At 36.9% G+C, this 20,918-nt stretch carries 20 protein-coding genes; all 20 read right to left on the bottom strand.

What is annotated here, in order from left to right; all coding sequences use genetic code 11:
• The gene (locus MKY49_RS05350; protein WP_312505250.1) at positions 1–708 is read right to left on the bottom strand and encodes a lantibiotic protection ABC transporter ATP-binding protein; all 708 of its coding nucleotides are present in this window, start codon (positions 706–708) and stop codon (positions 1–3) included.
• Positions 709–850: 142 nt separating this feature from the next.
• The gene (locus MKY49_RS05345) at positions 851–1,717 is read right to left on the bottom strand and encodes a 2-oxoacid:ferredoxin oxidoreductase subunit beta (RefSeq protein ID WP_274796055.1); all 867 of its coding nucleotides are present in this window, start codon (positions 1,715–1,717) and stop codon (positions 851–853) included.
• Complete coding sequence (locus tag MKY49_RS05340; protein ID WP_274796054.1) at positions 1,717–3,456, bottom strand: 2-oxoacid:acceptor oxidoreductase subunit alpha; 1,740 nt, start codon at positions 3,454–3,456, stop codon at positions 1,717–1,719. The genes MKY49_RS05345 and MKY49_RS05340 overlap by 1 nt, the downstream gene beginning before the upstream one ends.
• A gap of 257 nt (positions 3,457–3,713) precedes the next feature.
• Positions 3,714–3,980, bottom strand: a complete 267-nt coding sequence (locus tag MKY49_RS05335; RefSeq protein WP_004224903.1) for a stage V sporulation protein S — start codon at positions 3,978–3,980, stop codon at positions 3,714–3,716.
• 170 nt (positions 3,981–4,150) lie between these two features.
• Entirely contained in the window at positions 4,151–4,948 is a 798-nt protein-coding gene (locus tag MKY49_RS05330) for a TIGR00282 family metallophosphoesterase (protein WP_274796053.1), read from the bottom strand.
• A 130-nt stretch (positions 4,949–5,078) separates the two neighbouring features.
• Positions 5,079–6,080: a glycosyltransferase family 2 protein gene (locus tag MKY49_RS05325; RefSeq protein ID WP_341385742.1), complete on the bottom strand. Its 1,002-nt coding sequence runs from the start codon at positions 6,078–6,080 to the stop codon at positions 5,079–5,081.
• Entirely contained in the window at positions 6,062–7,591 is a 1,530-nt protein-coding gene (locus MKY49_RS05320) for an oligosaccharide flippase family protein (protein WP_312505245.1), read from the bottom strand. The genes MKY49_RS05325 and MKY49_RS05320 overlap by 19 nt, the downstream gene beginning before the upstream one ends.
• Before the next feature lie 19 nt (positions 7,592–7,610).
• Positions 7,611–8,801, bottom strand: a complete 1,191-nt coding sequence (locus tag MKY49_RS05315) for a glycosyltransferase (protein WP_341385741.1) — start codon at positions 8,799–8,801, stop codon at positions 7,611–7,613.
• A complete protein-coding gene (locus MKY49_RS05310) occupies positions 8,767–9,846 on the bottom strand; it encodes a glycosyltransferase (protein ID WP_322605948.1) in 1,080 nt (359 codons plus the stop codon). The genes MKY49_RS05315 and MKY49_RS05310 overlap by 35 nt, the downstream gene beginning before the upstream one ends.
• Before the next feature lie 16 nt (positions 9,847–9,862).
• A complete protein-coding gene (locus MKY49_RS05305) occupies positions 9,863–10,561 on the bottom strand; it encodes a CpsD/CapB family tyrosine-protein kinase (protein ID WP_274797281.1) in 699 nt (232 codons plus the stop codon).
• Positions 10,561–11,274 carry a YveK family protein gene (locus MKY49_RS05300; RefSeq protein ID WP_274796048.1) on the bottom strand — a complete coding sequence of 238 codons (714 nt, stop codon included), beginning with the start codon at positions 11,272–11,274 and terminating at the stop codon, positions 10,561–10,563. The genes MKY49_RS05305 and MKY49_RS05300 overlap by 1 nt, the downstream gene beginning before the upstream one ends.
• 66 nt (positions 11,275–11,340) lie before the next feature.
• Positions 11,341–12,276: an O-antigen ligase family protein gene (locus MKY49_RS05295; RefSeq protein WP_341385740.1), complete on the bottom strand. Its 936-nt coding sequence runs from the start codon at positions 12,274–12,276 to the stop codon at positions 11,341–11,343.
• A gap of 253 nt (positions 12,277–12,529) precedes the next feature.
• A complete protein-coding gene (locus MKY49_RS05290; protein WP_341385739.1) occupies positions 12,530–13,294 on the bottom strand; it encodes a tyrosine-protein phosphatase in 765 nt (254 codons plus the stop codon).
• A 137-nt stretch (positions 13,295–13,431) separates the two neighbouring features.
• Positions 13,432–14,991 carry a ribonuclease Y gene (rny, locus tag MKY49_RS05285; RefSeq protein ID WP_274796045.1) on the bottom strand — a complete coding sequence of 520 codons (1,560 nt, stop codon included), beginning with the start codon at positions 14,989–14,991 and terminating at the stop codon, positions 13,432–13,434.
• A gap of 554 nt (positions 14,992–15,545) precedes the next feature.
• Positions 15,546–16,607 carry a recombinase RecA gene (gene recA, locus MKY49_RS05280; RefSeq protein WP_274796044.1) on the bottom strand — a complete coding sequence of 354 codons (1,062 nt, stop codon included), beginning with the start codon at positions 16,605–16,607 and terminating at the stop codon, positions 15,546–15,548.
• A gap of 156 nt (positions 16,608–16,763) precedes the next feature.
• The gene (locus MKY49_RS05275) at positions 16,764–18,026 is read right to left on the bottom strand and encodes a competence/damage-inducible protein A (protein WP_341385738.1); all 1,263 of its coding nucleotides are present in this window, start codon (positions 18,024–18,026) and stop codon (positions 16,764–16,766) included.
• Between the two features lie 17 nt (positions 18,027–18,043).
• On the bottom strand, positions 18,044–18,622 hold the full coding sequence (pgsA, locus tag MKY49_RS05270) for a CDP-diacylglycerol--glycerol-3-phosphate 3-phosphatidyltransferase (protein WP_274796041.1): 579 nt from the start codon (positions 18,620–18,622) through the stop codon (positions 18,044–18,046).
• 47 nt (positions 18,623–18,669) lie between these two features.
• On the bottom strand, positions 18,670–19,599 hold the full coding sequence (locus tag MKY49_RS05265) for a helix-turn-helix domain-containing protein (RefSeq protein ID WP_274796040.1): 930 nt from the start codon (positions 19,597–19,599) through the stop codon (positions 18,670–18,672).
• A 16-nt stretch (positions 19,600–19,615) separates the two neighbouring features.
• Positions 19,616–20,401 carry a DUF3388 domain-containing protein gene (locus MKY49_RS05260; RefSeq protein ID WP_274797280.1) on the bottom strand — a complete coding sequence of 262 codons (786 nt, stop codon included), beginning with the start codon at positions 20,399–20,401 and terminating at the stop codon, positions 19,616–19,618.
• Between the two features lie 217 nt (positions 20,402–20,618).
• Positions 20,619–20,876: a DUF3243 domain-containing protein gene (locus tag MKY49_RS05255; RefSeq protein WP_004224939.1), complete on the bottom strand. Its 258-nt coding sequence runs from the start codon at positions 20,874–20,876 to the stop codon at positions 20,619–20,621.
• Positions 20,877–20,918 lie beyond the last annotated feature (42 nt).

Genomic DNA, 20,918 nt, shown 5'->3' with positions numbered 1-20,918 from the left:
TTAATGGCCTGCCTTTCTATTAGCAGACACAACCTGCATAAATAAAGATTCTAATTCCTGTCCCTGTGGTGCCATTCCCTGATAGCCCAATTTGCCATCAGCAATAATGCCAATGTCATCCACGACTTGTTCCACCTCAGACAGTATATGACTAGATAATATAACTGTGATGCCCTGGGCAGGAAATGAGCGAATAAGCTTCCGTAGATCTTGAATTCCAATTGGATCCAGCCCATTCGTAGGTTCATCTAAAATTAATAGCTTTGGTTTGTTTAACAGCGCAATGGCTATTCCCAATCTTTGTTTCATACCTAAGGAAAACTGGCCAGCCCGTTTCTTTCCAGTATTTGTTAAATCTACAATTTCTAATACTTCTTCAATACGACTTTGCGGTAGACCTAACGCTACCGTTCGAACTTTTAAATTTTCTTTTGCTGTTAAATTTTCATATAGAGGAGGGGTTTCAATTAAGACACCGATGTCTTGTAAATCATTTCGTGTCCATGGACGCCCATTAAAAATGATTTCCCCTGCATTAGGCTGTAGCATGCCAGTAATCATCTTTAATGTTGTTGACTTCCCTGCTCCGTTAGGTCCGAGCAAACCATAAACGGTATTTCGTTGGATTTCTAAAGATAAATTGTCCACAATTGTTTGACCTTTAAAAGCTTTATAAAGATTTTCCGTTTTCAAAATCAATTCTTTCATAAGTAGTCATCATCCTTTCGATGACCTTAGTATAAAAAATAATTATAAGGATTTTATAAGGATTCCAAATTCAGTTTTATAAATAGCGAAACAAAAAAAGCATTTGGAAATGACATCATTCCAAATGCTTTGCCTGTATATTTTACATAAACTCTTTTACTAATTCATTAAAATCATTTTCACTCATTTTGATATCGATATCTGTTAATGGTAACTCAGAGTAGCCAGGTACTTTTTGCTGATACGATGTTGTTTCTGTATCATGATAAATAATACCTGTTACTAAGCCCTCATGTTCCATTACTGTACGCATCGCCATTCCACGATCTGAGTGATCATAGCCTTCCACATCTGCTAGTTTTGTTAAGTTTTCTTTAAACCAATCATATGTGTTCACTTTGTTGTACGTTACACAAGGTGAGAAGACATTGATAAATGAGAAGCCTTTATGGTTAATACCAGCTTCAATTAAAGCTGTTAATTCTTTAATATCTGTAGAGAAACCTTGTGCCACAAATGTAGCACCACTTGTTAATGCTACCTCTAACGGTTTTAATGATGGCTCAATCGCTCCACCTGGTGTAGATTTCGTAATAAATCCGGCAGCAGAACGTGGAGATGTTTGACCTTTTGTTAAGCCATAGATTTGGTTATCCATTACAATATAAGTGATATCGATATTACGGCGGATCGCATGAATTGTATGCCCCATACCGATAGCAAATCCATCACCATCACCACCTGAAGCGATGACATGTAAATCACGATTGGCCATTTTTAATCCTTGTGCAATTGGAAGTGCACGGCCATGGATACCATGGAATCCATAAGAATTAATATAGCCTGAGATACGACCTGAACAACCAATTCCAGAAATGACAGCCAGTTCATTTGGTTCAATGCCGACATTTGCAGCAGCACGTTGAATAGCTGCTTGTACGGAGAAGTCTCCACAACCTGGGCACCAATTTGGCTTCACTGTATTACGAAAATCCTTAAATGTTGCCATTAGCGAGTCAACTCCTTCACACGATTTTCTAATTCACCTGGCAAGAATGGTGTACCATTGTATTTAGTAATTGTTGCAATCTTCTCATGACCACCAATATTCATCTTCATAATATTAGCTAATTGACCAGTATAGTTATTTTCGACAACAATCACTTTTTTCGCTTTTGCTACAAGAGGAGCCATTTCCGCAGATGGGAATGGGTGAATTAAGCGAATATGTGCATGATTTACCTTCATTCCTTGCGCATTTAATCGTTCTTGCACTTCTTCAATAGCACCCCTTGTTGAGTTAAAGCCTACTAATAAAATCTCAGCTTCCTCATGTGGCGCATTGACATATACTGGGTTATCAAATTTTAATTTAGCTAACTTACGGAAACGTTTATCCATTTGCGTTTGGCGATTACCCGTTGCTTCAGATGGCTTACCTGTTTCATCATGTTCAACACCCGTAACGTGGTGAATACCATGTAATTTACCTGGTAATACACGAGGTGAAATGCCATCTTCTGTATCTTCATAGCGTTTGAAGTAGGCTTTGTCTGCCGCTTCTTCCAATTCGTCTGTAACTATTTTCCCTCGACGAATTTCGATTTTATTGTAATCGAACGGTTCTACAGATTGTTTCCCTAGTGACAATTGTAAATCAGTCATTAAGATAACTGGTAATTGTAGTTCCTCTGCAATATTAAATGCTTGGATTGTATCAAAGAATGCTTCCTCCATAGTAGAAGGTGCGATGACTACTTTAGGAATTTCACCATGTGTTCCGTAAAGCATAGCCATTAGGTCTGATTGCTCTTGCTTTGTTGGTAATCCCGTTGAAGGACCTCCACGTTGTGTATCGACTACTACTAATGGTTGCTCTGTCATACCTGAAAGACCTATTGCTTCCATCATTAATGAAAGACCAGGACCTGCAGAAGCAGTAAAGGAACGTACACCACCAAAGTTAGCACCAATAGCCATCGTAGCTGCAGCAATCTCATCTTCCGTTTGGATGACTGTCCCGCCGAATTTCGGTAATTTTTTAATCAAGTATTCCATAATTTCAGAAGCTGGCGTAATTGGATATGCAGCCATAAAGCGTGTCCCAGCAGCTAATGCACCAAGCGCCACAGCGTCGTTCCCAATCATAAACATACGACGTTTACCATCTGCAGGTGCAAGCTCCCATTCACCTACACGATCACCTAAAAGCTCATTCATAATTTGGCGACCACGTGTAATGGCTTCCATATTTTTTTGAACGACCTCTTCGCCCTTCTTACCAAAAATATCATCAACAACATTTTGGAACACGGCATCCTCTAAATTTAGTAATGACGCGGTAGATCCTATTGCCACCATATTTTTCATTAACGAAGTACCAAGTTCTGCTGCGATTTCAGTGAATGGTACAGCAAATAAAGGTGCCTTTGAATCTTCTGGTTTAACAGGATCAAATTTCGCATCTGCTAAAATAACACCGTTCTCTGTAAGCTCTTTATAATTGACATCGATTGTTTCTTGATCGAATGCCACTAAAATATCTAAATCATCCGCAATTGCACGTACTTCTGTTGGACGAACTGTAATTTTATTATTCGTATGGCCACCTTTAATTCGAGAAGAGAAGTGACGATAACCGTATAGGAAATAACCTAGACGATTCATTGCCATTGAGAAAATCTCACCTGTACTCTCAATCCCTTCACCCTGTTGCCCACCGACTTTCCATGAAAGCTGATGTAACATGTCAACAACTCCTTAAATCCAATGTGTACTATTATTTTTCCTTCATAAGTTTAACACGAAGAAACCGTCTGCACTATTGTTTCTCAACGATTTAGGCGAAAATCAGACCTTTGACTGAAAATCCTGTTCATAAAGTTGTAATTTTCAAATCTAAGCAAAATCAAGCCTCTTTTTCAAGTGACATGTATCATATGTAGAACATGAAAAAATGCCTCGCCACATTATTATGTGACAAGGCATTTTACTTCATTACAATTTTATCGAATACGTTTTTCCACTAGCAGCTTCAAGGCTGTACGTTCTTCACCAGCAATTAAAATATCGGCAAACGCCGGCGCGCAAATCAAATCTGTGCCACTTGGCGCTACAAATCCGCGTGCAATGGCCACTGCTTTCACGGCTTGGTTAAGTGCACCTGCCCCAACTGCTTGCATTTCTGCTTGCCCTTTTTCTCTGATTACCGCGACTAATGCACCTGCAACTGAATTTGGATTAGAGCGTGATGATACTTTTAATGAATCCACAATTATTCCTCCCCGTTTCGCGAATAGTGTTTACGCTCAACAACTCATGTCCCCCTTTTTTGGACCTCAAGTTATTGTCCGTAGCACATTTTATGCTCCGCAAGAAGGAAATAGACTAAGAATCCTGTATCCCACTAAAAGAGTTGTAAACCAACAAACTTCGACTTATTTTATCCTTGAAACGGATAATCTTCATTTATATAAATACGTTCACATGCAGTAGCTTTCCCTGTTCGATCATCAATATCTACAAAGAATCCACTTAATACCTCTCGCCCTTTCTTTGGCACTTCAAAACGTGAAGGCATATTAGTTTGGAATTTATAGATGACGCTCTCCTTTGTCATGCCTAAAATTTCATCATAAGGACCTGTCATACCAACATCCGTAATATAGGCTGTACCGTTCGGGTAAATTCTTGCATCTGCTGTCTGTACATGAGTATGTGTCCCAACAACCGCTGAAGCCTTTCCATCTAAGTGCCAGCCAAGGGCGATCTTTTCACTCGTCGCCTCCGCATGAAAATCTACAAAAACAAGTGGTGATGTTTGACGTGCTTCCTCAATCAATTGTTCCGCCATTGCAAATGGGTCTTCATGAGGAGGCAAAAATACACGACCATGTAAATTAATGACAGATAATGTCACGCCATTTTTCGAAATTTGCACCATTCCTTTACCAGGTGCCTCATTTGAAAAATTGGCTGGTCGAATTAAATAGTCTGCATCATCAATAAAATCAAATATATCTTTATTATCCCATGTATGATTGCCCATTGTAATGACATCTACACCTATCTGTAATAGGCTATTATAAATATTACGCGTAATCCCACGTCCTGCCGCAGCATTTTCACCATTTGCGATTACAACATCTGGATTAAATTTCTTTTTTAAGCGAGGTAAATATTTCTCCACCGCATCTCGCCCAATTGATCCAACAATATCGCCAATAAATAAAACTTTCATTTTTTAACCACTCTTTCTTTCATTCCGTCTCTATAGGATTTTAGAGACATTCATTCGCACCTATCATACCATCATTCATTGTAACGCGAGGACAATGATTACGCAAAATAAAATATCGGATCTTACAATGCTATATAACTTTAGGCTTTTTTACATTCAAATAGATCAGTGTTGAAGATAGGCTAAACCAATTCATTTTTATTAGTTTTAAAAAAACAAACTGTTTCATATTGCGATTAATTAACTTAACTTTTAGTATGTCTGGATAAGCCTTTAAAAAGGATTGCATCTCATACTTCATTTGTTGTTTCGTTGCGCTTTGATGAAGAATAACTAGTAACCCCTCAAACTGGTAATTCAAAAAGCTATTTTTCACTTCCGCATAAACCTCTGCACGCAGTAATTCCATTAAGAGCTTTTTATACAAGACATCATAATTATTCCGTAAATTAACCATTGCTTTCTTAGTTAAAGAGCTTTCGTTGTTCACATTATAATAATAAAGTTGTCTTGGTACATAGCAGATAGACTGGTTTTTTAGGACGGCTCTCGTTAAAAAAACAGTATCTTCAGCGAAACTCATCGCTTCATCAAAACGAAGCCTATGCATATCTAAAAAAGATTTTTCATACAATTTGCAGCTTGCGAAACCAAAATGGCTTTCCCCTATTTCTGTAAATAATTTATTTAAACACTCTATTGCACTAAAAGTACAATAGGTGTTGGATGGATAGTGTAATTGCCTACTTCCTTCCGCTTCCTGCCAGTATAAATCGCATTTTGCAATGTTGGAGCCTGTTAGCCTACATGCTTGATACAGTTCCTCCAGCATGGTTACCTCTAGCCAATCATCCGCATCCACAAAGGTGATAAATTGTCCATTCGCATGGTCAATCCCTATATTTCTCGCCTTACTTACACCGCTATTTTCCAAATCCAAAACGGTAATACGCTTATCAAGATCAGCGAAATTTTGCAAAATAGATAATGATTGGTCCTGACTGCCATCATTAATCATAATAATTTCAATATCTCTTAATGTTTGATGGCATATGCTCGTTAGACATTTCTCCAAGTATTTCTCAGCATTGTAGACAGGCACAATGACACTCACTAAGATTTTGGACGCCATAACTTCGCGCCTCCTTTACGGAAAAACTCTATCCACTCTTTTCTTTGTTCCTTCTTTAAAGCAACCCAAAAAAGACTGCCTGCTACCAGAACTGTATAGTAGAAAATATAAAGCAAAATAGAAAGCCAACTAATTGGAGGTTTTGTTAATTCCCATAATAACTTACCTATACAAATGGCCAAGCTAAAAGCGATAACTAGTCTACCAACCTTTCTCCAAAATCCGAATATATCTAATCCAATTTTTTTATGGTAATAGATGTTCATGATCACTACATTCCCTATAAATAATGAACAAGCCGTAATCATTGCTGTACCGATTTTTCCATAAAAATAGATAGCTGGTATTGATATAAAAACATTGGCGACTGCAACGCTAATTAGTAAAACAGTTCTAAATTTAAAAAGGTTTTTGGCTTTTAATACATTAAGCCCCAAGTTTTGAATGAGATCAATACTAAAAGGCACCATAATAATGAGAACGATCGCATATATGTCGATAAAATCTTTCCCTAACCACAGTAATAAAAATTCTTGACCAAAAAGAAAAAAGCCACCCAATATATAACCAACGACTAAAAATTGTATCGCTCCAACTTTAATGAAGAGTTGATTTATCTCTTCTAATCCATTTTCCTTTGTCACAAGCATCGAAATACGAGGTAAAAATAATCCACTAATGGCTAAAGCAAGTGACATAAATATCAAAACAATTTGAACCGCCACTGCATAAATGGCAACATCCGCAGTTCCCTTCAATATTCCTAATAGAACTTGATCAGTTTGCCAATAAATTTTATCCACAATGACTGTTATAAAAATAAAAAATGAATAGACGAAAATTTCTTTTATTAGTGCTGTATTTTTTATGGTAAAAGTAAATTGGATAGAAAGCACCTTCGTACAATAAATAGCATCTAACGCTAAAAAAAGAATGTTATAAATAGCGATAATAGCTATTAATGTCACCGAATTTGTCCCCTGTAACAAAAAAAACAACATTGTCAGAGGCTGTATAATCACCTGTAATAATGTTGTCAATTTAATAAAAATAAATTTTTCATATGCTTGTAGAATGGAAGTAAAGACGCCTAAGGGAAACTGCATCGCCAAACTAATGGTCATTATATAGCCCATGATCTTGGCCTTTTCTAATTGTTCCTTTGATAAACTTTGACCAAAAATATGATCCACGTGTGAAAATAGAAAAAATCCTATCAATAATGAAAGACAGCCAATACCGATAAATAATCTTAGAAAAAATCCATTTAAAGATGCTTCTAACGTTTTATCCGCTGCGGCTCTATTTCTAGCAATATAGCGTATAATGGCATTGCCTAACCCTAAATCTAAAATAGATAAATACCCTACAATTACTATCATTAAGGAATATAAACCGTATTCTTTCTGACCAAGGAGCGCGATCAAAATAGGTGTGAAAATAAGAGAAGAAATCATTGTACAACCTATTGTCAAATACGAAAGAATGGCTCCAATCTTAATTTCCTTCATGAGCACACCTTTCTACTAGTTAGGATGACTTTTCATCAAGTATCGCAGGATATAATGCATGGTATTGCGCAACGACTTGTTTAATTTGATAATTTGCTAAAGCATGGTCACGACCGTGGCTCGCTCTTTCTGCATATTGCTGTGAACTGTAGTTTAATGCCTTATTTATTGCCATTGCTAAAGCCTTTGGATCCTTGGCTGACACTACTTCTCCATAATCCCCCACCAAATACTCACAATCGCCAACATTCGTTGTCACGCAGCAGGTTCCACTAGCCAGTGCCTCCACTAGCACATTAGGTAGCCCCTCTCCCGCTGATGATAAAACAAATAAATCAGCCGCAGCCATTAATTGTGGGACATCCTCTCTACTACCTAATAAGAATGTTACCTGTTGCAACTGTGCTTCCTCAATCATTAGCATTAATTCCTTATTAAAGGTATCGATTTCATAGCCAACTAAAAATAAATAAAAGTCTTGTCGAAGCTGACGTAACCTTTTTAAACTAGCAATCAAATTTTCATAATCCTTTAAGGGATCCCATCTCCCGACATGCAACAAGATTGGTTGGTTTTTTATATCGAATTGTTCCATATAATAGTATCTTTTTTTACTCGGCATATATTCATCTGTGTTAATTCCATTAACAATAACGTGATGTTGCTTCCCTTTGTAGCCAATCGCTTCGTGTATTTCCTTTACTTTTGGCCCACACGAAATAATGGCATCCACACGTTTCGACAATCTTGCACAAAGCTTGGCAATAAAAATAGTCCTGCGTTTATTCTCCTGTTTGTTTAAATTACTATGGTGAATACCCCAAATTAATTTCTTTTTGAGGAAAATGGATAGAATATACCCTAGTAAATTTGCATGATACATCCAAGTTTGAATAATGTCGCTCCCTCGACATAATCGATAACAGTCTAGAACAGCCCTTATACTATTACTGCGCATATCACATATAGATACCTTAATATGTAATTGCTGCTCAATTAACTTACCATATGTCCCCATCTCTGTTAAACAGATGACTTCTACCTCATACACATTCCGATCCATATTTTGCAAAAGACGATAAAGCATTGCTTCGGCTCCCCCAAGTCCAATAGTGGTAATGATATGAGTAATTTTAATTTTCTTTTGGATAGTCTCATCCTTTGACTTAAATTTGTTACTTGTAGAGAGCGCATAATTGGCGCGTAACATTTTCTACATCCAGTCCTTTATTGATTATACTGTTTCGAATAATTTGTTCATCCAATTTAACATTCTTCTTAGCAATTTGTTGTAGCCAACTATCTATATCGCCCTGTAGATCTAGATAATGTAGTAAACCAATATCAAGGTCTACTTCCCTTGGTAAAGTCGAAGAAACAATGGATGGTGTACCACAAACTTGAGCTTCCAACAGAACAATTCCAAACCCTTCAAAATGAGATGGTAAAATAAATTTATCGAAAAGTTGTAGTAGTTTAATGATATCAGCACGCTGTCCTAAAAACAGAACACAGTCCTCTACGTTTTTTGCTTTTACGAGATCGCGAACTTCCTGTTCTAAGGGGCCATCCCCTATCAAAAATAATTTAAAAGGAACACCTTGTTGTTTTAAATTGCTAGCAAGTTCAATTAAAAAAGAATGGTTCTTAACTTGAACAAAACGCCCAATATGTCCTAATACTAACTCGCCATCTTGGATTTTTAATTTCTTCCTCAAACTCCGCTTCTCTTCATTTGATATGCGTTCAATTTTGGTGCTATCAATCGGATTCGCTATTATTTCAAAAGGTTTTTTATGAAAACAAAATTCTCCTGCTTTTTTACTACAGGCTACCAATTGAGTCGCATTGAAAACACTTAGTTTCTTCAACATGGTTAACATGACTGGATGATTCCACTCTTCTGCAACATTCGTATGACTGTGTAGTACACGGCACTGAACACCTGCTAAACGAGCTGCTAGTAATGTAAAGACTGCTCGATAGCCTGTATGATCATGAACGGCATCATATTGATGTTGTTTAATTATTCGATAAATATTTTTAATATACGAGAGAGGACCCTGTTGCGTAATATATTCCTCATAAAATATCTTTGCATCTTGTTGTAATAAAATATCATGGTATGGCCCTTTATTAAACGACACAAAATCAAAATGATATAATGATTTGTTTGTATTCATTAAGATGTCTACAATCATCGTGGTAATACCACCATAATCTGTTGTTGGAATAATATGCAGGATTTTTTTCACAGCTATATTCTCACCCTTATTCTTTTCCGTAATAATACTCGTACGTACTACCTTTTATCTTATAATTATTTAAGATGACCCCTAAAATATTGGCTTTGGAAACCGTTAAGATGGATTTTGATTTTATAACAGCGGCTTTCCCAACCACCCCTGTGTTGACGATTAACAGGGTGCCATCACATTTATTTGATAAAATTTGTGCATCCGATAAAAAGAGTAATGGTGGTGCATCCAATATAATGATATCGTATAGATCTTTCACTTCAGCTAAAAACGAGGTCATCGTTTCAGAAGCTAGCAACTCTGTAGGATTGGGCGGAATGGCCCCACTCGAAATGATATCCACTCCTTCAACAAAGGTTTCTTGAATAACTTCCTGTAGTGTAGATTGGCGTGATAACACAGAGGAAAGTCCCGAAATATTGTCAAGATAGAATGTATGATGCAAAGTTGGTTTACGCATATCTGCATCTACAATGAGGACATTTTTACCCTCTTGCGCAAATACGACACCGATATTTGCTGCATTTGTAGATTTTCCTTCACCAGCGATAGAGGAGGTTACTAAAATAGTTCTCACATCTCGATTAGGTTGCGAGAATTTAATATTTGCCCGGATCGTACGATATTGCTCGGAAGGAATGGATGTCATATCAGAAACGGTAATCAGCTTACGAGCCATTGTTGATTTTTTTGTTTTTCTTTTGGAAAATATTACGATGACCCCCTGTTTCTAGATTTTTTTCTAGTAGGCATTTCTATATTACTGACAACCCCAATCACTGGTAATGATAAAACCTCAATATCTTGTTCTGTTTTAATAGTCCTATCAATTTTTTCTAAAAAATATGCAAGCACCATCGCCAAACTGAAACCTGTGATGGCTGCTATGATAAGATTTAACAGTTTATTTGGCTTAACAGGTACTGGATGCTCACTATTTTGTGCTACAAAAAGAATATTAATATTGTCTACATGCATTAATACAGGGATTTCCTCTTTAAATATTTCTGCAATCGTATTAGCTATTTTTACTGCCCTCTCACTATTCTCATCTTGTACTCGAATGTTCACTACTTGGGAGTTATTGGCGCTCGAAACCTCAATTTGCCTCATTAATTTCTCTGGCGTCGTATCAAGTACTAGCACTTCAATAACCTTCGCTAAAATAACAGGGCTTTTGATAATGACATTGTACGTATTAATTAACCGAAGATCCGTATCAACATTCTGTGCCCCTACTAGTTGCTGATTTTCATAGCTTTTTTGATTGACCAATATTTGGGTTTCCGCTTCATAAATGGGTGTTTGAATAAAGTAACTAATCAATAAAGCAACGCCTATTGATAGAATAGTGAGCATTAGGATAAGGAGCCAACGTTTTAGCATTACTTTTACTAGACTTTGTATTGTCATTTCTTCATTCAAAATGGATCCCCTCCTAATTGGCAAATGTGCGCAATGCTAATAAAGTATATTAAACAAGCCTATTGGTTATTCAGATGTAATTGTGATTTTGCCTTTATTATAAATAGTGCCACTCACAACAAATACAAGAATATGAAGCATATTAAAATATAGTATTTCAAATGTAGAAACCCCTAGAGCGGCTACCATTACTAAGCCCATAAATACGATTGTTTGTTTATTCATATGACGATATCCTTTGACGATTGCCAATAAGAACAAACAATAGCTAATCAATGCCATCAATCCTGTTTCTTGTACAATATTTACGAATGTATTATGTGCATGAGCAACACCTATCGACCACAGTGATTCAACACCGTGTCCCCAGAAACGAAAATGCTCAATAACATAATGCCAAATTTCAAGACGACCATCTGTTATGTTCGTCGACTTTTTTTCCATTTTCGATAAAATACTTTGTACCGCCTCTTGCATTATGTCCAATTTGATCATCACTATCACCACCACTAAACCTGCACCTACAAAGAGTAAAATCAATTTTAAGAGTGGTAAAAAGGTTTTGTTCATGCTTTTGACAATACAAAACAATACAACAACTGTGGCAATAGAAACCGTTAACAAGGAAGTGCGGGCATTAGATAGCAAGATGACATACAAAGTAAATATATAAACGGTCATATAAAGAATAAAAGACCATATGTAGTTTACCTGTTGTTGTCCATGTAGCATCTGCATTGCCACCTTATACAATCTCATGAGTACAACGATCATTAAACCAATCATTGAAAACCCCATCGTATTTGGGTTCTCAAATACACCTGAAAAAGCTGAAAACATATAATTTGCTTGCTGAAAACATAAAGCTAAAAATGGTATATAGGCCATTAAAACACTATTCAAAACAATTTCTATTACCTGTTCTTTGACAAGATCATTAAAAAAAATTGAAACTGCTATAAACATGCACATTAATTGTAGACTGTTTTTCAGGAGAACCATATCCTGATTCACCCCTGCTGATATCACACAAAAAAAAGTATACATACTAAAAAAAACACTAGCTTGTACATTGTGAATGAATATTTTTTTATGGATGAAAAAAGAGACGAGTATGATTAACAGGCTGATTAATAAGGATAACTTATGGAAAATACCAGCGACAGGCTGCATCAGGCTCATAAAAACAAGTAAGCTAAACAGTAATGTATAGAGCAATTGCATCTTTTTTCACGCTCAATTCTAACAAAGACGTTTAAAATATAAGCCATCGTTTCTTTATAGCCATATCATCTAACTCAAGTGGCAAAATAGGCTTGTTCGCTAAAACTCTTGCATTATTATCTAAGAGGCGAGTGATTGTATCTATTTCTTTCTTTTTCTCCAGATAGTGCAGTGCTGATTGAAAGAAGAAACTTCTTTTTTGTAAATCATGTGCGTCTGAGCCAATCGTATGAATGTAATTTGCTCTCACTAAAGCGAGGGATAAACGTTGTATGTCCTTTCCATATAATCCTGTTAAACTACCTGTTGTCAATTGTGTCAATACTCCCTGTTGAATAAGGGCCTCTAGTTTCTTTGGGTTTTCTTTAATGGCAAAATTTCGTTCTGGATGAGCTAAGATTGGTATATAGCCAAATGTTTTTAAGCTCCTTATCATCTCTATCGTATAAGCCGGAATAGTGCTCGAAGGAAGTTCTAATAAGATATATTTTGACTGTGCTAATGGATGAAGTTGCTGTTGTTGTAGTAATGTTGGGAGATTATCATGTAAGCGAATTTCGTGGCCTGTATGGAGTGTAATTGGAATTTCATGATGATGTAATAATTGTTGTAAATCATTTACTTGCTCTACCACTTTTCTATAAGTGACATGATATTGTGGGTGTCTAGCATGGGATGTACAAATAATCTCTGTAATCCCTTCTTTAGCAGCTTGCCTTAGCATTTCCAAGGAATCCATCTCATTTTTTGGTCCATCATCCACATCATATAAGATATGTGCATGGATATCGATCATGATTATCACATCTTTCATCGTTAATCAAAATCTAGCCTTGTTCTTTTTTATGATAGATGCTCCTCAAACATGACTCTACCTCTACTAAAAAAGAGGCTCTCTAGATAATAATCTAAAGAAACCTCTAACATTCAATATTATTTCGCATACTCCACAGCACGTGTTTCGCGAATGACTGTTACTTTAATATGACCTGGATAATCTAACTCTTCCTCAATACGTTTACGGATATCTCGTGCAAGACGATGAGATGCTAAATCATCAATTTTTTCAGGTTGTACAATAATACGAATTTCACGTCCAGCTTGAATAGCAAAAGATTTTTCTACACCATCATAGCTTTCTGAAATTTCCTCTAACTTTTCAAGTCTGCGGATATAGTTTTCAAGTGTTTCACTACGTGCACCTGGGCGAGCTGCTGATAATGCATCAGCCGCTGCAACTAATACCGCAATAACAGATGTTGCTTCAGTATCACCATGATGCGAAGCAATACTGTTGATAACAACCGGATGTTCCTTATATTTCGTTGCTAGTTCCACACCGATTTCGACGTGGCTACCTTCAACTTCATGGTCAATTGCTTTCCCAATATCATGTAATAAGCCTGCACGACGAGCTAACGCTACATCTTCACCAAGTTCAGCAGCAAGTAATCCTGCTAAATGTGCGACTTCAATTGAATGTTTTAGGACGTTTTGTCCATAGCTTGTACGATATTTCATACGGCCTAAAATTTTCATTAAATCTGGATGTAAATTATGAATGCCAATTTCAAATGTAGTTTGCTCACCTGTTTCGCGGATTTGTTCATCCACTTCACGTCGAGCTTTCTCCACCATTTCCTCAATGCGAGCTGGGTGGATGCGACCATCCTGTACAAGTTTTTCAAGTGCAAGTCGAGCCGTTTCACGACGAATTGGATCAAAGCCTGATAATATAACCGCTTCAGGAGTATCATCAATAATTAAATCAATCCCTGTTAATGTTTCCAATGTGCGGATATTACGGCCTTCACGACCAATAATACGACCTTTCATTTCATCATTTGGCAAGTTCACAACAGATACAGTTGTTTCTGCTACATGATCTGCCGCAAAGCGTTGTAATGCTAATGATAAAATTTCACGTGCTTTTTTATCTGAGTCTTCTTTCGCACGTGTTTCAGCTTCCTTCGTCATCACAGCAATATCAGTCGCTAACTCTTTTTCTACTTCATTTAGGATAACTGTTTTAGCTTCATCTCTAGTTAAAGCAGAAATACGTTCTAGCTCTGTTTTTTGTAGTGCTACGAGCTCGTCCACTTTGCTCTCCATCTGTTCAATATGCTGTTGTCTTTCAGCTAGAGCTTGTTCTTTACGCTCTAAGCCTGCTTCTCTCTTATTTAGAGCATCATCCTTGCGATCAAGATTCTCTTCTCTTTGCAATAAACGGTTCTCTTGTTTTTGAAGTTCTAAACGACGTTCACGAATGTCATTTTCGGCTTCAGTACGAAATTTGTGAGTTTCATCTTTGGCTTCAAGTAGTGCTTCTTTCTTCATTGCCTCCGCTTCTCGTTTTCCTTCTTCAACGATTGTTTCAGCAACATGTTTAGCACCAGTGATTTTTGAGTCATTCACTTTTTTCATGTAGATATAGCTAACAGCGGCACCAACGATGAGTCCAAGCAAAGCGGAGATGATAGTAATTCCATCCATATGAACACCTCCTCTTGCTATTTGGGTATTACTGTTTCAGTCGGCGCATACATCTATCGCGCCTTGGCGAAATTGCGCCAGATTTTGATTGAATTTACACAAAATCCGTTCTATTAGCCAAAGGCTCTAGCTTCATTTAGTAGGTGTTTAGACATCTATATGAAAGGGAAAATCTCAACAATATTCTAAATGTGTGATGTCCATTTCACTAGAAAACACTAGGTAAATGAAGATAAAATGTACTGCCTATTTAAAGTCATAATTCAGAAATTATACATATTTAATTGTATAGCTAGCCTTAAGCTCTGTCAAGGATAGTCGGGCGTCTGTTCGCCCTTCAGCCAAAAAAAGTAAGTCCTATCCATTCGGTTATTTTTCACCCTATTACTTTTACACTAGAAAAAATTTCATCTTAAATACAATTAATATAAAAACAGTACATAAGAAATAACACCTTGAGATAGATGGCATTACTCTTATTATGGGTAAAAGTTTAAGAATATAGACAAAAAAAGCATTGTTCCCTCAAAAAATGGGAACAATGCAATCGTTTATTATTCTTCTTCAAGAAGTAACATCAATTCTTCATCCATCTCTTCTTCATCATGAGCAGCAATTGTGTAAGAAGAAGCTGCAATACCATAAGAAGCTCGAATTTTATTTGCGATGTCTTCCATAACAGCAACATTTTCTTTTAAATATTGTTTAGCATTTTCTCGACCTTGACCTAGACGTTCATCACCATATGCATACCAAGAACCACTTTTTTGGACAATATCTAATTCTACACCTAAATCAACTGTTTCGCCTTCTTTAGAAATACCTTCACCATACATAATATCCACTTCAGCAGTACGGAAAGGCGGCGCTACTTTATTTTTAACAATTTTAATTTTTGTACGGTTACCAACAATATCATTACCTTGTTTAATAGCTTCTGCTCGACGCACTTCTAAACGGACAGAGCTATAGAATTTAAGAGCTCGTCCACCTGGTGTTGTTTCAGGGTTTCCGAACATGACACCAATTTTTTCACGAACTTGGTTAATGAAAATAGCAATCGTTTTTGATTTATTAATCGCACCTGAAAGTTTACGTAATGCCTGAGACATTAAACGTGCTTGTAGGCCGACATGAGAATCACCCATATCCCCTTCAATTTCAGCTTTTGGTACTAAGGCAGCAACGGAGTCAATAACGATAATATCAATAGCACCGCTACGCACTAATGCTTCTGCAATTTCAAGTGCTTGCTCCCCTGTATCTGGCTGTGAAAGTAATAGCTCGTCAATATCGACGCCTAATTTTTGCGCATAAACTGGGTCTAATGCATGCTCTGCATCGATAAATGCAGCTTGTCCACCTTTTGCTTGAACTTCCGCAATGGCATGAAGCGCAACTGTTGTTTTACCAGATGATTCTGGGCCGTATACTTCAATAATACGTCCACGTGGATATCCGCCTACTCCTAATGCTGCATCAAGTGCTAACGATCCACTTGAAGATGTCGCAATTTCTAGATCGGTTTTTTCGCCGAGTTTCATGATAGAACCTTTACCAAAATTCTTTTCAATTTGTTTTAGAGCCTGTTCTAAGGCTGCTTTACGATCACTCATTCATTTTCCTCCTTCGAAAACTGTTCACTGTTTTTGTCTATCTCTACTATACTTGTTTTTGAGAAAACACGCAAGAAAAAAGCGAACATTTATTCGATTTTTCTTCAAAATAAAAATTTGGATAGTTTTCCTCTACCCAAATTCCTATTTTTTACTCTATCTATATCGTTTTGTATATCCACGCTCTTCTAATAACTGCATTAAATAATGGCATGTAAATTTCACTGCACGAAGTCGATTCGTATTACGCATGCCAGATAAATGAAGTAAATATGTAAGTGGCTCCTCATCCTCAATGGCAATGCCTATCCAAACCGTACCTACAGGTTGGTGATCATGCGCAGTAGGGCCTGCTTCTCCCGTAAGACCTATGCCAATATTTGTTGAAAACTTTTCACGTACAGCACTCGCCATTGCCGCTGCACACTCGCTGCTGACAACACCATGTGTATCAATTAATTCTTGTGAAATACCAAGCTGTTTTACTTTCGCATCAGCTGCATATGTAACAATGCCTCCGATAAGCGCATTGCCTACTCCGGGAATTTCAGCAAGTTCAGATTGAAATAACCCAGCTGTTAAACTTTCTGCAGCTGCAATTGTTAGCTTATTATCAAGTAACATTTCAACCGTTTTAGATGCAAGTGAATCATCATCTACACCATATTGATATTCTCCAACTAGTGCCTGTATCTCTGCCACTTTTGCAGCAATTAACTGTTGGGCTTGTTGCTCTGTTGCTGCTTTAGCTGTCACGCGCAATGTTACCTCTCCATCAGAAGCAAGTGGAGCAACCGTTGGATTTGTTTGTGCATCTAATATATCTTGAACACGTACTTCGAGCTCGGCCTCACCAATGCCATAAAAACGCATGACATGAGATGCAATGATCCCTCCATCATTCAGCATCGCAGCAAGCTTAGGTTTGGCCTCAAATTGAAACATTGGTTCTAGCTCTTTTGGAGGTCCTGGAAGTAAAATATAGGTACGATCATTCTTTGTTAAAATCATACCAGGAGCCATGCCATGGTGATTTGCTAGCACTTCACTCCCAGCTAAAATTAATGCCTGTTTACGATTATTCTCCGTCATTGGACGTCCTCGTTTGGCAAAAAATTGCTCAATATACGTTAATGCCACTTCGTCAAATTCAAGAGAAACGCCGAGGTGACGTGCAATCGTTTCCTTCGTTAAATCATCCTTCGTAGGTCCAAGCCCTCCCGAAAAAATAATGAGATCAGCACGTGACTCCGCCACTTCAATAGCTTGTTCTAAACGTTGCGCATTATCTCCCACTACTGTGTGATAAAAAACGTTTATACCAAGCTCTGATAACTGACTTGAGATAAATCTCGCATTTGTATTCGTAATTTGACCTAATAATAACTCAGAGCCAACAGCAAGAATTTCAGCATTCATGATTCACAAGACCTTTCTTATTTAGACTCAAGTAAAACACGTCTGTTTAGATAGAAATAATCCCACCCAGACCATAGCGTAAAGAACAATGCAATATAAAGCATGATCATATCAAATGGAATACCAATTAGTGTAAAGATTGTATTGTGTAAAAGAGCAGCAGCAATCGCTACAATTTGTGCCCAAGTTTTTATTTTACCAAGCTGATTAGCAGCTACAACTTCTCCCCCACCTGCCAAAATGAGACGTAAGCCAGTTACTGCAAATTCACGGCTAATAATAATGATAATGATCCAGGCAGGCGCCATATCAAGTTCTACCATTAAAATAAAGGCTGCTGAGACAAGTAATTTGTCAGCTAAGGGATCTAAAAATTTCCCAAACGTTGTCACAAGATTATACTTACGTGCATAATAACCATCCACCCAATCGGTTGTTGAAGCAAAGATAAAAATAAGTGCACCTATAAAATGATGGATTGGCATCTCTGCACCAAATAGTGTCAATGTTCCCCAGCCGAAATCAAACATCATAACAATGACAAAGAATGGAATAAGCAAGATTCGAGAGATGGTAATTTTATTTGGAATATTCATTTTTCTAACACCTTTCATGATGAAAGAAAGTAGCCATCACATGATGACTACTGTTCTTTATTGAAATTGATGACGATATTTTGCGTTACAATTTGTTGTGCATACGTTAGAGGTTCGTCATTAATATAGATTTTAGCCTGTGTTGAATTACCAAGACGGATACGTACATAATTTTGCGCTGTAGCGTCATATTCAATTACTTCACCAGCATTATAGACACGTGTATCTGTTAATAATTCTTGTTGTTGTTGGTCACGAATACCAACAAAAGTAGGACCTGATACTTCGACTTTAATTTTCATAGTCTTTGTACCTGTTAACGTATAAGAAGTTGTCGCTCCATCTGTCTCAATAGTACCCGCAGAAATTGTTTGTTTCATCTCTTCAGTTTGATCTGTTTGATCTTCATCAATTGGTGTTTCATCTGTAGAGTTTGTATCTTCTTTATCATTTTTTTGTGCATCTTTATTTTCTTTGTCTTTTTTATCTTTTTCACTATCAATTGGCTTAACATTTGTATCATATTCCATCTCAGGAGTTGGATTTACTTCTTCGCTTGTCCCTGAACTGTTTTTTGATTGCCATAGTATCCATATAGCTACAATGATAACAACAATAAATAAAGCAACAATGATTTTGGGCATTGCCTCCATCATTTTGTTGGAAGGGCCTTTCGATACCTTTCTTCTGCTAGGACTATTCGACATAGATTGACTTAATTGATCATTTGGAGTGCTTGGCAGTTCATTTTTATATGTCTCTAAAATTTCTTCAGCGTCCAAACCAACCGCTTCTGCATATTGTTTAATAAAAGCTCGTACATAAAACGAACCAGGCATAATAGAATAATTGCCTTCTTCAATTCCTACTAAATAACGCTTTTGAATTTTCGTTATTTCTTGTAAATCGTCTAAGCTGTAGCCTTTAGACAGTCTCGCCTCTTTTAGTCGAGTACCTAATTCTGCCACTAATAACACCTACTTTAACATCAAATTAAAAATTAAATCCTCCAAATGAATCGGATTCGGACATGTGATTTTTTTCCATTATCTCATAGGTAATTTCTTCATCTGTGTGATGACGCAGTTCAATAATATAATCAAAATCCTCTATTTTATATTCAGAATGCTGAACGAACATATCTGGATGCTCTACAACTTTAATACATGGCATATTCATCATTTCACGCACTAATTGCAGATGTCGCTCATCAGTTGAACGTCGAGTCACAATACCATCTAGAATAAAAATATTGTTACGACTAAATTCATCACCCACAAGCTTATTTCGAACTGTTTGTTTAATCATTGTAGACGATAAAAAAATCCACTTTTTATTGGCACAGACACTTGCAGCTACAATGGATTCGGTTTTCCCAACACGTGGCATGCCACGTATACCAATTAGCTTATGTCCTTCTTTTTTAAAGAGTTCCGCCATAAAATCGACTAAAATACCAAGTTCGTCTCTTACGAAGTGGAAAGTGTTTTTTTCGTCTGCATCTCGAGGAATATAGCGACCATGCCTAATGGCTAGACGATCACGAAGTTTTGGTTGTCGAAATTTGGTTACGTTAATATGTTCCATTGTCGAAACGATTGTACGAAATCGTTCAATCGCCTCATCATTGTCTGTATGCACTAACATACCACGTCGATCCTCGTCGACACCATTTATTGAAATAATATTGACACGAAGCATCCCTAAAAGTGAAGCAATATCTCCTAATAATCCAGGGCGATTCACCTGAATTTCATATTCAAAGTACCAATCGCTCAACACACTCGTTCCCTTCCTATTAGTTAACGTAAAAAATCCTTTATAAGTTCCATCATAGCTGATTTTTTATGTAATGGAAAGTTAGAATACATGGAATTACGACGTTATTTACTAATTTTTTTTGGTGTTCGCAGATTAGGCTTACATACGTTCTCATTTTCAACGATAAATAGCTTTTTTATATAGAAAAAAGAGGAGATAGGCTCTCCTCTTTTATTTACTGCACATGCTTATTTTGTACAAGTTTAATGACACAATTCGCTAATGCATGCTTCTCATCTTCAGAGGCAACGCCCCATAAATCCGACAGCACTCGCTCTTGTTCGTTCTTAGGGTCGACATTTGTCGCCAAATACTCACCAATTTGGACAGCAGCCGTTTGAATCATTTTCTTTGGCATGCCGCTTGATTCAGCTTGCATAACGTTTTGCCCTAAAAACGATGTCCATTTTTGCCAGTTTTCTAAAATGGTCATATGTTCCTCCTCCTTTACATTTGTAGTATGTGCAGAAGAGAA

This window comes from Lysinibacillus sp. FSL M8-0134 (assembly GCF_038069745.1).
Lineage (GTDB): Bacteria > Bacillota > Bacilli > Bacillales_A > Planococcaceae > Lysinibacillus > Lysinibacillus irui.
The sequence above is the reverse complement of the archived record's forward strand: the minus strand, read 5'-3'. Positions and strand labels throughout refer to the sequence as shown.

Coding starts and splice junctions, on each gene's coding strand:
- MKY49_RS05350 (WP_312505250.1), bottom strand. CDS start 708: ATGAAAGAATTGATTTTGAAAACGGAAAATCTTTATAAAGCTTTTAAA.
- MKY49_RS05345 (WP_274796055.1), bottom strand. CDS start 1,717: ATGGCAACATTTAAGGATTTTCGTAATACAGTGAAGCCAAATTGGTGC.
- MKY49_RS05340 (WP_274796054.1), bottom strand. CDS start 3,456: ATGTTACATCAGCTTTCATGGAAAGTCGGTGGGCAACAGGGTGAAGGG.
- MKY49_RS05330 (WP_274796053.1), bottom strand. CDS start 4,948: ATGAAAGTTTTATTTATTGGCGATATTGTTGGATCAATTGGGCGAGAT.
- MKY49_RS05325 (WP_341385742.1), bottom strand. CDS start 6,080: ATGGCGTCCAAAATCTTAGTGAGTGTCATTGTGCCTGTCTACAATGCT.
- MKY49_RS05320 (WP_312505245.1), bottom strand. CDS start 7,591: ATGAAGGAAATTAAGATTGGAGCCATTCTTTCGTATTTGACAATAGGT.
- MKY49_RS05315 (WP_341385741.1), bottom strand. CDS start 8,801: ATGTTACGCGCCAATTATGCGCTCTCTACAAGTAACAAATTTAAGTCA.
- MKY49_RS05295 (WP_341385740.1), bottom strand. CDS start 12,276: ATGGTTCTCCTGAAAAACAGTCTACAATTAATGTGCATGTTTATAGCA.
- MKY49_RS05290 (WP_341385739.1), bottom strand. CDS start 13,294: ATGATCGATATCCATGCACATATCTTATATGATGTGGATGATGGACCA.
- rny (WP_274796045.1), bottom strand. CDS start 14,991: ATGGATGGAATTACTATCATCTCCGCTTTGCTTGGACTCATCGTTGGT.
- recA (WP_274796044.1), bottom strand. CDS start 16,607: ATGAGTGATCGTAAAGCAGCCTTAGAACAGGCTCTAAAACAAATTGAA.
- MKY49_RS05275 (WP_341385738.1), bottom strand. CDS start 18,026: ATGAATGCTGAAATTCTTGCTGTTGGCTCTGAGTTATTATTAGGTCAA.
- pgsA (WP_274796041.1), bottom strand. CDS start 18,622: ATGAATATTCCAAATAAAATTACCATCTCTCGAATCTTGCTTATTCCA.
- MKY49_RS05255 (WP_004224939.1), bottom strand. CDS start 20,876: ATGACCATTTTAGAAAACTGGCAAAAATGGACATCGTTTTTAGGGCAA.